This is a genomic window from Candidatus Methylomirabilota bacterium (assembly GCA_036005065.1).
Taxonomy (GTDB): domain Bacteria; phylum Methylomirabilota; class Methylomirabilia; order Rokubacteriales; family DASRDR01; genus DASYQW01.
The window spans coordinates 1-12,215 of the sequence record DASYQW010000071.1 but is presented as its reverse complement, the minus strand read 5'-3'; the positions used below and the strand labels follow the sequence as shown (position 1 = coordinate 12,215).

The window sequence follows — 12,215 nt, the reverse complement described above, 5'->3', positions numbered from 1 at the left end:
GGGCGCCTCGCCGCGACCACCCGGCCGGTGTCACTCAGGCCGGTGCCCGAGCGGCCCCCGGGCGGCGGCCCACGAACTGACGGGCACTCCCGTAGATCCCGGCCGGCAGAAAGATGATGAAGATCATCAGGAGCAAGCCGTAGATGGTCTCGGCCATCCCGATGAAGCGGAGGCCGAACACGACGCGGAGGTACTCGCTGAGCGCGATCGTGAGGGCGGTGCCGACGGTGGGGCCGAGGAGCGAGTACATGCCGCCCAGGACCACCGCGAAGACGATCCGGAGCGACACGCCGATCCCCGCCAGCGTGTCGGGGTTCACGTAGCTGATGTACTGGGCGTAGGCGATGCCGCCGACCGCCGTGAGCGCGGCCGACAGCACCGTGATCCCGAGCTTGAAGCGCGTCACGTGGATCCCCACCGAGGCGGCGGCGGTCTCGTCCTCCCCGATCGCCTCCATCGCCCGGCGGGCCATGCTCCGGTCCAGGCGGGCCCAGACGTAGAGGCCGGCCAGCCACAGCCCGAGCGCGCCGTAGTAGAAGACCCGCCGATCGGCGAACTGGATGGCCACCAGGCTGTCCACCCCGATCGGCTTGACCGTGAGGCCGAGCGACCCGCCGGTCCAGTCTCGCTCGGCGATGATCAGGAGGCGGACGACCTCGCCCACGGCCAGGGTCACCAGCGCGAAATAGTGCCCGACCACCTGGAACCGCGAGCAGGGGTAGCCGACCACCACGGCCAGGGCGATGGTGACGCCGACCGCGACCAGGCCGCCGATCCAGGGCGTCAGCCCGTAGAAGTTCCACAGGAGCGTGGTCGTGTACGCGCCCAGGCCGAGGAACGCCCCGTGGCCCAGCGAGACCAGGCCGAACCGCCCCATCAGGGACCAGGCCTGCCCGATGAACGACCAGATGAAGATCTGCACCATGACGTGCACGGTGTAGTCCTGCATCCCGCGCATGGGCAGGAAGGGCGCGGCGGCCAAGAGGGCCAGCAGCACCCCGCCGACCAGCCGGGCGGCCTTCATTCGCGGCGGGCCAGGATCCCGCCCGGGCGGACGAACATCATGACGATGAAGACCACGAAGGCGATCACGTATCCCATCTCGGTGGAGATGACCACGCCGCCGACGGAGATGATCTCGCTCATCACGAAGGACGCCACGAACGCGCCCACCATGTTCCCCAGGCCCCCCAGCACGCAGATCATGAAGGTGAGCGGGCCGAAGGCCGCGCCGAAGAAGGGATGGACGGAGTACTGGATGGAGAGCAGCGCGGCGGCGAGCCCGGCCATGGCGCCGCCCACAGCGGAGGTGACGATGTAGACCCGCTGGGGCCGGGCTCCCATCAGCGCCATGGCCTCGCGGTCCTGCGACACCGCCCGGATGGCGGTCCCGATGTAGGTCCGGGTCAGGAAGAGATAGAGACCGATCATGGCCAGGATCGAGAGGCCGAAGGCGATCAAGCGCGCGAAGGACAGGAACATGCCGCCGACCTCGACGATCGGCAGCGCGAGGCGCACCGTCCGGTGATCGGTGGTCCACAGGAACGTCGCGAAGGACTGGAGGAAGAAGAGGAGGCCGCCGGTGGCCAGGAGCTGGTTGATCGGCGGGCTTCCCAGGATCGGCGTGATGATCAGGAGATGCACGGCCGTGCCGAACAGGGCGCCGAGCCCCACGGCGGCGACGCCGGCCGCCCACACGGGCCAGCCGTAGCCCATCACCAGGAAGTACACGGCGTACATGCAGACCATCACGATGTCGACGTACGCGATCCAGACGATGTCGATGACGCCGAAGATCAGGTTCAGCCCGAGGGCGAGGAGGGCGAGGACCCCGCCGAGCAGCAGGCCGTTGACGGCAGCCTCGGCCAGGAAGATCGGGTCGATCATCAGGCCCCGGTCCTCCGCGCTCTCCTTACGCCAATCACGCCCTCGACCCTTCTCACGCTTCTGGCCGAAGCGCTCCGAGCGCGGGCTTCGCCCGCGCAACCCGGGGGGTGGCTCGGAGGGGGGCGTAGCCCCCCTTCGAGGTTATAGACCGACGTAGGCCTTGCGGACGAAGTCCTGCTCGGAGAGCGCATCCGCGCGCCCCTCCATCTTGATCCGCCCGACCTCCAGGAGGTAGGCTCGATCGACGAGCTTCAACACCTGCCGGACGTTCTGCTCCACGACCAGGATCGTGTACCCCTCTTGGCGGATCTGGCGGATCAAGTCGAACACGCGGAGCACCATCACGGGCGCCAGGCCCATGGAGGGCTCGTCCAGCAGGATGAGCTTCGGGCGCGACATGAGGGCGCGCCCGATGGCCAGCATCTGCTGCTCGCCCCCCGAGAGGCTGCCGGCCCGCTGGTGGCGGCGCTCGGCCAGCACCGGGAACAGCGCGTACACGCGGTCCAGGCTCTCCCGGAAGCCGCGGCGGGCGCGCGGCAGGAAGGCGCCCATCTTCAGGTTGTCGGCCACGGTGAGACCCGGGAAGAGACGGCGACCCTCCGGGACGTGGGCGATCCCCCGGGCGACGATCTCGTGGGCCTCGCGCCGCGCGAGCGAGGCGCCCTCGAACTCCATGGCGCCGGCCCCCGGCGGCACCAGACCCGAGATGACGCGCAGGAGCGTCGTCTTGCCGGCGCCGTTCGGTCCCACCACGGCCACCGCCTCGCCGGCACCGACCCGCAGCGACACGTCCCACAGTGCCGTGAAGTGGCCGTAGCCGGCCGTGACGTTCCGCAGCTCCAGCATCCCGAGCTACCCCGGACAGGCCACCGGTCTCGGCCCGGCGCTACGTCAGCACCAGCTTCTCGCCCAGATACGCCTCGATCACGCGCGCGTCTTCGGCCACCTCGTGGGGCCGGCCCTCGGCGATCTTCTCGCCGTGGTCGAGGACGATGACCCGGTCCACCACCCGCATGAGCGTCGCCATGATGTGCTCGACCCACACGATGGTGATCTTGAGCTCGCGACGGATCCGCCTGAGCAGGTCGGCGGCCGCCGCCATCTCGGCCGGGTCCAGGCCGCCCAGGCTCTCGTCGGCCAGGAGCAGCGCCGGGCCGGAGGCCAGCGCGCGGGCCAGCTCGAGCTTCTTGAGCCCGGCGGCGCCGAGCGAGGCGGTCGAGGCGCCATCGGCGGCGGGGAGGCCGACCAGGTCCAGTATCTCCCGGGCCCGGACCCGCGCCTGGGCCTCGGTGTCGCGCCGGTTCGTGCCGTAGTGCGCGGCCAGGGCGACGTTCTCCAGGATCGAGAGCTTACGGAAGGGACGCGGGATCTGGAAGGTGCGCGCGATCCCGCGATGACAGACGACGTCGGGGGTGAATCCTGCGATCTCCTCGCCCCGGAAGCGGATCGAGCCGGCGCTCGGCCGGAGCGCGCCGGAGACGCAGTTGAAGAGGGTGGTCTTCCCGGAGCCGTTGGGCCCGATGAGCCCCAGGATCTCGCCCTCGCCGACCTCGAAGCCGACACGATTCAGCGCGGTGAAGCCGCCGAACCGCCTGGTCAGGCCGGTGAGCGTCAGCACGGGGGCCGCGAGCCCCGCGCCGGGGGGAGCCCGCGCCCCCCCCGGCGCCGGACGAGGGTCGTGTCAGCGCGCGGCAAACGGCGATGACGGCGGCAGGGGGAGGACCGGCGCTGCAGTCGCGATGACCTTCGGATAGACGTGCCTGAACTGCCCCTCGATCACCTGGAACACCGCCGCGAAGGCCCGCTCGTTCTGGCCGGCCATGGGGTGACCGGGCGGGTGGAACTTCACCCCGTAGCCCTGCATCGTCCCGCCCTCCGGGATGTCCGTCTCCCGGGCGGCCTTGGCCAGCGCCTCGGGGTCGAAGCCGCCGTGCTTCTGGATGGCGCGCGGCAGCACGTCATTCAGGAGGATCCACAGGTTGTCGAAGCCCATCGAGACGTGCGGGGCGATGGCGCCCACCGGGATGTTCGGCTCGAACGCCTTGTAGCGCTTCACCATCTCCTGGGTCAGGTCGCCGAGCCCCGGCTTCAGGTTGCGGGCCTCGATGAGCTGGGCCGCCGGGGGGTCCACGGTGTGGAAGCCCTCGATCTCGTTGCCGAACGCCTCCTTCAGCTTGTCGAGCTGGCTGTGGCCGGCCCCGTGGCCGACGTAGGCCCGCACCCGGAGTCCCTGCTCCTTGGCCTGGCGGAGGAAGAGCGCGATGTCGGGATTGTACCCGGTGTGAAAGAGAACGTCCGGCCGCGCCGCCCGCAGCTTGGTGACGAGCGAGCCCAGGTCGGGGGCGTTGGCCGAGTACCCTTCCTTGAGGGCGACCTGCATCCCCTGCTTCTTCGCCTCCGCTTCGTTGGCGGCGGCCACGCCCGTCCCGTACGGACCGTCCTCGTAGATGATGGCCACCCGCAGGTCCTTGACCGGCTTCTTCAGCTTCTCGGGCGAGTAGGCCGCGATGTACTGCACGGACAGCGCGCCGAAGAGTCCGCCGTTCGGCTGCGGCCGGAACGTGTACTGGAGGTTCCGGTCCTTGAGGACGGCGTCGGCGATGGCCGTGGTGATCCACAGGAACCTCTTCTGCTTGTCCACCTTCTCGGCCAGCGGGACGGCGTGGGCGCTCGAATAGATGCCGGCCAGGATGTCGACCTTGTCGACGTTCAAGAGGCGCTCGGCCTCGTTGATGGCGGCCTCGGCCTTCGACTGGCTGTCGCCGTCGACCTGGACGATCTTGTACTTGCCCAGCACGCCGCCCTTCTCGTTGAAGTAGTCGATGATCATCTTGGCGCCGCGCCAGCAGTTCAGCGAGCCGGCCGCCGAGAATGGCCCGGTATGGTCGAAGAGCACGCCGATCTTGATGGTCTGGCCCTGAGCGTCGGCGCGCTTCATCGGGGCCACCGCGAGCGCCACCGCTCCCAGAAGAAGGAGCGCCACGGCGATGCACGCTTTCCTCATCTCCGATACCTCCTGACTCGAGCGAGAGTGCCCGACACCCAGCGTCCCGTTGCGACCCCGGAAGGAGAGTGCGACACGACCGCGCCGCCCGAAAACGCGACGGCCGGCGGGGACTTCACGATACACCAAAACGGCCCGCGCTGAACAGGGCGGGCTCCGCGCGCCACGCCGCCGGCCGCTGGCTCATGTAGGCCTTCCCGACGCTCCGCCGGTGAGGGAGAGGGCGCACGCCCTCGCCGGGCCGGCGCGGCCGGTCAGGAGCCGATCGGCCTTCCGCTCCGGAGACGACCCCGGCGGCGCGGGAAGTCCTTTCCTTCGGTGTGGGCCTTCTTGAGCCGGTCCAGCTCTCGCCTCAACGCCCGCTCCGCCAGGGCGGCCAGCGTCAGCCGAACCGGAGGACCCGACAGGTAGACCACGGCGTCCCGAGCCTCTTCAAAGACCTCCACCGGGAGGTGGAACGTCGCCCTGACCTTTCGCGCGGGTCTGGCGGGGCTCCCTCGTGGGCGTCGCATCGGCGCTCGTCCCTTCCCCTCCCCCGTACCGCCCGTTCCGTCGTTCCCGTTTAGTACCTTGTAGTCCTTACAGACGTTTGATAGTAGAATGCCGCCGTTCCAGTCGGCTCTCCCCCGGGAGGGACACCAGTGGTGATCGCCGGCGTCATCCAGACCGTGGACCGCGCGGGCAGGATCGTCCTGATGGGCAGCGCCCGCATCCGGGTGCCCGAGGCCATTGCCCTCGAGAATCTCGACCGGGGCGTCAGCGTGACCATCACCTGCGCCGAGAGGGATGGCGATCTCTGGGCGATCGCGGTCAGAAGGAACACCTTTTGAGCATCGGTCGGCGGGCCGCACGCGACGGACCTGAAGGCGCCGGCGGTTGTGTGCCGGCCGGCGCCCGCGCCTCCCGGCGGCCTGTCAGCGTGTTGGCACCTCGTCTGCATAGATATGCCGTAGGGACTCGCGCGCCCTGACTCTTGACGGCGGAAGGCGGCATGGCTCGACAAAAAAAGCGCCCACGGTCAACAAGTCAACATACCCCGAATGCATACCGACGCGCCACCTATTACTTGCGCCCCGAGCAGATCAAGGCGCTCAAGCTGCGGGCGGTGACCGAAGAACGCAACCTGTCAGCGGTGATGCGGGAGGCGGTCGACCGGTACCTGCGGCGAGTTCCCGAGGCCAGTCGCCGCTGAGACGACCGGCCCGGCGCCAGCGCGTCGGGCCCCGACGAGCCCGCCGGTGGGCCCGCCCGGCCGCCACGCCCGCGGGCGCCCGGACCTGCCCGCGCTCTTCGGCTTCTGCTATCCTGAAGCTCCTCGACCGGCCGATGACCCAGCCGCAATCCGTCAGTCCGGACGACCTCCGGCGCCTCGCCGCGCACGCGCTGGGCCTCGTTCCGGGTCGGGCGGGCGGCGCCCTGGTCGGCCTGGGGTCGGGCCGGGCCGCCGCCGCCTTCGTGCGCGCCCTCGGGGCGCGGGTCGGCCAGGGCCTCACCGCCCGCGGGGTGCCGACTTCCGCGGCCACCGCCGCTCTCGCCCGGGAGGTCGGAATCCCCCTCGTCGAGCTCGGCCGTGACCCTCTCGACCTCACCGTCGACGGCGCCGACGAGGTCGATCCGGAGCTGAACCTGATCAAGGGCTACGGAGGCGCCCTGGTCCGCGAGCGCATCGTGGCCGCCGCCTCCCGGCGGCAGGTCATCCTGGTGACGCCGGACAAGCTCGTGCCGCGGCTCGGCGCCCGCGGCCGCCTTCCCGTCGAAGTCATCCCGCTGGCCCGACATCTGTGCGAGGCCCGCCTCGAAGCGCTCGGCTGCCGGCCCCGACTGCGGGTGGCCGGCGAGATGGACAGCCAGCCCTTCGTCACCGATAATCACAACCTGATCCTCGATTGCGGGATCGGCCCCCTGGAGGACCCCGCCGCCCTCGAGGGCGCGATCCGCCGCATCCCCGGCGTGGTCGACACTGGCCTCTTCCTCGGTACCGCGGACACGGTGCTCCTCGCCGAGGCCGGCGAGGTGCGGACCCTGCGCCGCGCGCCAGGTTAAGGAGCCTCCACATGCAGATCGGATTCGTCGGTCTCGGCCGCATGGGCATGAACATGGTGATCCGGCTCCGTCGAGACGACCACCGCGTCGTCGCCTACGATCGCGGCGGCGACAAGGTGCGCGAGGCCGAAGGCCATGGAGCCGCCGGCGCCACCACGCTCGCCGATCTGGTGGCTCAGCTCGAGCCGCCCCGGGCGGTGTGGATCATGGTGCCGGCGGGGGCCCCGACCCAGGAGACCGTCGCCACCCTCGCCAAGCTCCTCTCCCGCGACGACGTCGTCCTCGACGGCGGGAACTCGAACTTCCACGACGACGCGCGGCGCGCCGAAGAGCTGCGGGCGCTCGGGCTCCACTACCTGGACGTGGGGACGAGCGGCGGGATCTGGGGGCTCAAGGTCGGGTACTGCCTGATGGTGGGCGGCGAGGAGCCGATCTTCCGGCGCCTCGAGCCGATCTTCAAGACGCTGGCCCCCGAGAACGGCTACGGCTACATGGGCGGCCACGGCGCCGGCCATTACGTGAAGATGGTGCACAACGGGATCGAGTACGGGATGATGCAGGCCTACGCCGAGGGCTTCGAGCTGATGCACCGGAGCCCCTTTCACCTCGACCTGCCCGCCATCGCCAAGCTCTGGATGCAGGGGAGCGTCGTCCGGTCCTGGCTCCTGGAGCTGGCCGCGCTGGCGCTCGAGGAGGACCCCGGGCTCGAGAAGATCAAGGGCTACGTCGAGGATTCGGGCGAGGGCCGCTGGACCGTGCTGGACGCCATCGAGCACGACGTCCCGCTCTGGACCATCACGGCCTCGCTGTTCGTCCGCTTCCGCTCCCGCGACGCCGACCCGTTCGCCGACCGGATGCTGGCCGCGCTCCGCAACGCGTTCGGCGGTCACGCCGTCCAGCGCAAGACGTGAGGAGCGTGGCATGCTGTTCATGGTGATCGAGCGGTTCAAGAACCGCGACGCCCGGGCCGTCTATCGCCGCTTTCGGGACGAGGGACGGATGGCGCCGGAGGGCCTCGCCTACGTCGGGAGCTGGATCGAGGCGAACTTCGATCGCTGCTTCCAGCTCATGGAGTGCGGCGATCCGCGCTTGCTCCAGCAGTGGGTCGCCCGATGGCAGGACCTCATCGAGTTCGAGTTCGTCCCCGTGGTCCCCTCGAAGGAGACGGCCGAGGACATCGCGCCGCTGCTCTGACCCGCCAGCCGCGACGCTGCTCGGCGGTACGCCGCCGACCGCCACCGGGTATCATGGGAGACAGGGGCGCGATGCGATGGGAACCCGATCGTCGCGCGGTCACGACCGGCGGCCGGCGGCTGGCGCCCTACTGGTCAGTGACTGGACCACCCTGCCGGCCGGCGTGATTCATGCGCTGGCGGGCCGCCGCGTCCCCGGCCGGCCGGCCGTGGTGCTGGTGCACGGGATGGTCGTGTCGAGCCGGTACATGGCGCCGACCGCCGAGCGGCTGGCTCCTCTGTGCAACGTGTATGCGCCCGATCTCCCCGGCTACGGGAAGAGCTACAAGCCTCGGCCGATCCTCCGGCTGCCGCAGCTGGCCGACGCGCTGGCGACGTGGATGGAGGCGGTGCACCTGGACCGGGCCCATCTCGTCGCCAACTCGTTCGGCTGTCAGATCGTGGCGGAGTTCGCGGTGCGCCATGCCGCCCGGGTGCGGCGCCTGGTGCTCCAGGGGCCGACCGTCGACCCCGCCGCGCGGACGATGCGACAGCAGATCTGGCGCTCGATTCTCAACTCGCCCAACGAGCCGAAGTCGCTGGGCTGGGTCTCGCTCAAGGACTACCGGGCGGCGGGGCTGCGGCGGGCCTGGATGACCTTCAAGCTGGTGCTGGCGGACCGCATCGAAGACAAGCTGCCGCACATCGACGCGCCGGCCATGGTGGTGCGGGGTGAGCGAGATCCGATCGTCCCCCAGCAGTGGGCCGAGGAAGTCGCGCGGCTGCTCCCGCGCGGCGAGCTGCGGGTGATGCCGGGCGTTGGCCACACGATCAACTACGCGGCTCCCCGCCAGTTCGTGGACCTGATCCGACCGTTTCTCCGACTCTGATGGCGCGGTCCGGGACGAGCAAGCCTCCCGTCGCGAACTTCGACTCGGCCACCGCGATGGTCCGGGCGCTGGCCAATTTCCTACATGGGCGAGACTTCCCGCTGCTCGGGGAGCTCCCGCCGTGGAGCGAGCCCGTGATGCGCGGGGTCGGCCGCCTGGTGAACGGGCTCCCGCGCGTGCTCCGGGAGCAGGTCTACATCTGGGGCGGGTGGGCCGAAACCGTGGGCCCCCGGCGCCTTCGCGCGGCGCGAGCCGAGGATGTCGCCGCCTGGATGGTCGGGCTCTATCCGCAGCGGCGGTTTCCGGCGGTGGCGATCGGGTCGTCGAACGGGGCCGCCGTTCACCTCTACGCCGCGCTCGGCGTGCCGTGGCTGCCGCAGACATTCTTGATGCCCGTCGCGCGGGCTGGCCTCGATCCCGACGAGCCGAAGGCCGATCTCGCATGGGCCCGGGAGCCCGCGCGGATCTTCCTGGAGCAGAATCCGGACGTGCAGCTCCACCACATGCACGACCCGAACCAGGACCGGCTCATGATTCAGCGGATGGCCTATTTCCGTGTCAAGCGACTCCGTCTCGGGGCCGCCTACGAGCGCTTCCTGCGCGAGACGCTCGAGCCCGGCGGCGTGGTCCTGATCGTGGAGTGCGGGCTCAGCTGGCCGACGACGCGGCTCGGCGAGCGGCACCTCTTCCAATTCGGGGCGCTCGGCGGCGCCACGGCCGACGAGTACCACCGGGGCAGCCCACGGGTCGAAGCGTACCTTGCCCGGTACCGGTCGCGGCACACACGGTGGGACGCGCCGACACCCGACGGGGAGAGCCCGGAAGCCGAGTGGGGCTTCGAGGCGGCCCTCCGGGACGATGTGGAACGGCTGGCGCGCCAGCAGGGCTGGCGAGTGGTGCGCATCCTCTTCGAGCAACCGGAGGACTTCAGCCCCGTGGTGGCCGACCTCTACCGGCAGTGGTATCGGGAGCGCGGCCTGGACGAGCGTCGGCTGCTCGTCGAGTCCTTCATCCTCCTGGAGCCGTACTGGACGTTCCGGACCGGCTCGGTGCCGTTCTGGATGGTGTTCAACAAGGAGCCATCGGCGCAGGCCCTGGCCACCTACCTCGATCGGACCGAGCCATTCGACGAGATCGCCATGATGCTGTTCTCGCACGGGGTCGAGTCGGTCGGACTCGTTCGGATCGAGCAGTGGCGCGCCCTGCTCGGGCGCGCGCGACGGCGCGGCGTCTTCATCGGCGTCGACGAGCGCGCGTTCCCGCGCGACTTCGCCGCGTTTGTGCGCTATCACCACGATCTGCCGAAGAAGATTGGCTCGCGCCACCCGCTGCCGCCGGCCGTGCCGCTCGGTGCCCTCGAGCGCCTCCTGAGTCGCGAAGTCCGGGACACTCGCGTCCGCTGGAGCGGCTGAGGGCATCGGATGACGGGATGGGTTCGGCGACGGGTCCACCGGCTCCAGCGGGTTCGCCGGAACCTCCTGAGCGCGCTGGCTCGGCGCGTGCCGAAGACGATCGCCCTGCTGCCGGCGCCGACACCGCTGGCGGTCCGTCAGTACCGCTGCGCGAGCGCGCCGACGCGCCGGCTCATGATCCTCCTGCCCGGCATCGCGGATGTGGTGGAAGACTACGAGTCCAACGGCTTCATCGAGGCGGTGATGCGAACGGAGGCACCAGCGGACCTCATCGTGGTCGACGCGCACTTCGGGTATTATCTGCGCCGAACCGTGCTCGAACGACTGCGCCAGGACGTGGTCGCGCCCGCCCACGCCGCCGGCTACGCGAGTGTTTGGCTGGTCGGGATCTCGCTGGGCGGGCTGGGCGCTTCCCTGTACGCGAGCGAGCACTCCCGCGAGCTCGACGGGATGGTGCTCCTGGCGCCGTTTCTGGGCGACCGCGCGATCGTTCGCGAGATCGAAGCGGCCGGCGGCCTGAGACACTGGCAGCCGGGGGAGAGCCCGGAGGGCGATCACCAGCGGCAGCTGTGGCGCTGGCTGAAGCGCTACGAGGCGCCGACCGCGGAGCTGCCGAGGCTGTTCCTCGGATACGGCGAGCACGACGGATTCGCGCCCGCCTGTCGCCTGCTGGCCGAGATCCTCCCGGCCACCCGCGTGCTCACTGTTCCCGGCGGACACGACTGGCGAGCATGGAAGCGACTGTGGGACGCCTTCCTCGCCGCCGACGATCGCTGGCCGCCGGAATCACGGTGATCAGCGATACGGGCGTGCCGAGGAAGGGTTCGCCGCCTTGACCCCCACCCGAAAAGGTGCTTTGTTGCCTCGGTGCCGAGGGCGCGAGAAGACACCGTGATCGTGCTGGAGGACGCGGAGGCCGTCGCCGGTGAGGCGGCGGCGCGGGTGGCGGACCTCGCGCGCCAGGCGGTGGCGGCCCGTGGCCGCTTCGCCGTGGCGCTGGCCGGCGGCGCGACGCCTCGCCCGGCCTTCCGGCGGCTCGCCCGCGAGCCGCTCCGGTCCGCGGTGCCCTGGGGCCGGACCGAGGTCTTCTGGAGCGACGAGCGGTGCGTGGCGCCGGAACACCCGGAGTCCAACTACCGCCTGGCCAGGGAGACACTGCTCGACGCGGTGCCGATTCCGGCCGAGCGCGTCCACCGGATCACCGGCGAGGCGCCCGATCCCGCGGCGGCCGCCGCCGCCTACGAGACCGAGATCGCCCGGGTCCTCGGCGGCCGGCCCGGCGGGCCGCCGCCCGACTTCGACCTCGTCATGCTCGGCATCGGCGCCGACGGCCACACCGCCTCCCTCTTCCCCGGGACCGCGGCCCTCGCCGAGCGCATCCGCTGGGTCGTAGCCACGCGCGTGCCGACGCTCTCGGTGGCCGACCGCATCACGCTGACCTACCCCATCCTCAACCGCGCCGCCTGCGTCCTCTTCCTCGTCGTCGGCGCCGACAAAGCCCCGGCCCTGCGCGCGATCCTCGAAGAGCCCCCCGACCCGGAGCGGCTGCCGGCTCAGGGGGTCCGGCCCGACGCGGGCGGGCCCGTGTGGCTCGTGGACCGCGCCGCCGCGGCGCGCCTCACCACCCGACTGACGGCACCCGTGAGCGCCCGCCCATGGCCGTGACCGACACCAACCGGAGGCAGTGAGCCATGACGACCAATCGCGTTCGCGAGATCCTCGGCTGGTACGGCAGCGACAGCCCCGGCACCCTCACCAACCTCGCCCGGCTCCTCGCGCACGGCCGCCTCGGAGGCACCGGGAAGCT

15 protein-coding genes are annotated in these 12,215 nt (G+C 70.8%); 9 read left to right on the top strand and 6 right to left on the bottom strand.

Annotation, left to right across the window (positions count from 1 at the left end; genetic code table 11):
- Nucleotides 1-34: 34 nt before the first annotated feature.
- The 6 genes from VGW35_05630 to VGW35_05605 form a co-directional block, all read right to left on the bottom strand.
- The gene (locus tag VGW35_05630) at nt 35-1,024 is read right to left on the bottom strand and encodes a branched-chain amino acid ABC transporter permease (protein ID HEV8307129.1); all 990 of its coding nucleotides are present in this window, start codon (nt 1,022-1,024) and stop codon (nt 35-37) included.
- Nucleotides 1,021-1,887 carry a branched-chain amino acid ABC transporter permease gene (locus VGW35_05625; protein HEV8307128.1) on the bottom strand — a complete coding sequence of 289 codons (867 nt, stop codon included), beginning with the start codon at nt 1,885-1,887 and terminating at the stop codon, nt 1,021-1,023. The genes VGW35_05630 and VGW35_05625 overlap by 4 nt, the downstream gene beginning before the upstream one ends.
- 141 nt (nt 1,888-2,028) lie before the next feature.
- A complete protein-coding gene (locus tag VGW35_05620; GenBank protein HEV8307127.1) occupies nt 2,029-2,733 on the bottom strand; it encodes an ABC transporter ATP-binding protein in 705 nt (234 codons plus the stop codon).
- A gap of 40 nt (nt 2,734-2,773) precedes the next feature.
- Entirely contained in the window at nt 2,774-3,505 is a 732-nt protein-coding gene (locus VGW35_05615) for an ABC transporter ATP-binding protein (GenBank protein HEV8307126.1), read from the bottom strand.
- Between the two features lie 63 nt (nt 3,506-3,568).
- On the bottom strand, nt 3,569-4,891 hold the full coding sequence (locus VGW35_05610) for an ABC transporter substrate-binding protein (GenBank protein HEV8307125.1): 1,323 nt from the start codon (nt 4,889-4,891) through the stop codon (nt 3,569-3,571).
- Nucleotides 4,892-5,145: 254 nt separating this feature from the next.
- Nucleotides 5,146-5,403 carry a hypothetical protein gene (locus tag VGW35_05605; protein HEV8307124.1) on the bottom strand — a complete coding sequence of 86 codons (258 nt, stop codon included), beginning with the start codon at nt 5,401-5,403 and terminating at the stop codon, nt 5,146-5,148.
- 129 nt (nt 5,404-5,532) lie between these two features.
- On the opposite strand from VGW35_05605, the gene VGW35_05600 reads away from it, so the two are divergent.
- The 9 genes from VGW35_05600 to VGW35_05560 all read left to right on the top strand — a co-directional run.
- Nucleotides 5,533-5,721, top strand: a complete 189-nt coding sequence (locus VGW35_05600; protein ID HEV8307123.1) for a hypothetical protein — start codon at nt 5,533-5,535, stop codon at nt 5,719-5,721.
- Nucleotides 5,722-6,217: 496 nt separating this feature from the next.
- On the top strand, nt 6,218-6,934 hold the full coding sequence (gene rpiA, locus VGW35_05595; GenBank protein ID HEV8307122.1) for a ribose-5-phosphate isomerase RpiA: 717 nt from the start codon (nt 6,218-6,220) through the stop codon (nt 6,932-6,934).
- Nucleotides 6,935-6,945: 11 nt separating this feature from the next.
- The gene (gene gnd, locus VGW35_05590; GenBank protein ID HEV8307121.1) at nt 6,946-7,845 is read left to right on the top strand and encodes a decarboxylating 6-phosphogluconate dehydrogenase; all 900 of its coding nucleotides are present in this window, start codon (nt 6,946-6,948) and stop codon (nt 7,843-7,845) included.
- 10 nt (nt 7,846-7,855) lie between these two features.
- Nucleotides 7,856-8,128, top strand: coding sequence for a DUF3303 family protein (locus VGW35_05585; GenBank protein HEV8307120.1), 273 nt, complete (start codon nt 7,856-7,858; stop codon nt 8,126-8,128).
- 76 nt (nt 8,129-8,204) lie between these two features.
- Nucleotides 8,205-8,996 carry an alpha/beta hydrolase gene (locus VGW35_05580; GenBank protein HEV8307119.1) on the top strand — a complete coding sequence of 264 codons (792 nt, stop codon included), beginning with the start codon at nt 8,205-8,207 and terminating at the stop codon, nt 8,994-8,996.
- Nucleotides 8,996-10,408, top strand: a complete 1,413-nt coding sequence (locus VGW35_05575) for a hypothetical protein (GenBank protein ID HEV8307118.1) — start codon at nt 8,996-8,998, stop codon at nt 10,406-10,408. Before VGW35_05580 ends, VGW35_05575 begins: the two co-directional genes overlap by 1 nt.
- A 9-nt stretch (nt 10,409-10,417) precedes the next feature.
- Nucleotides 10,418-11,203, top strand: a complete 786-nt coding sequence (locus tag VGW35_05570; protein HEV8307117.1) for an alpha/beta hydrolase — start codon at nt 10,418-10,420, stop codon at nt 11,201-11,203.
- 96 nt (nt 11,204-11,299) lie between these two features.
- Nucleotides 11,300-12,073 (top strand): 6-phosphogluconolactonase, encoded by a 774-nt coding sequence (gene pgl / locus VGW35_05565; protein HEV8307116.1) that lies wholly within the window; start codon nt 11,300-11,302, stop codon nt 12,071-12,073.
- A 26-nt stretch (nt 12,074-12,099) separates the two neighbouring features.
- A partial coding sequence (locus tag VGW35_05560; GenBank protein ID HEV8307115.1) for a fructose-bisphosphate aldolase occupies nt 12,100-12,215 on the top strand: 116 nt, incomplete at its 3' end.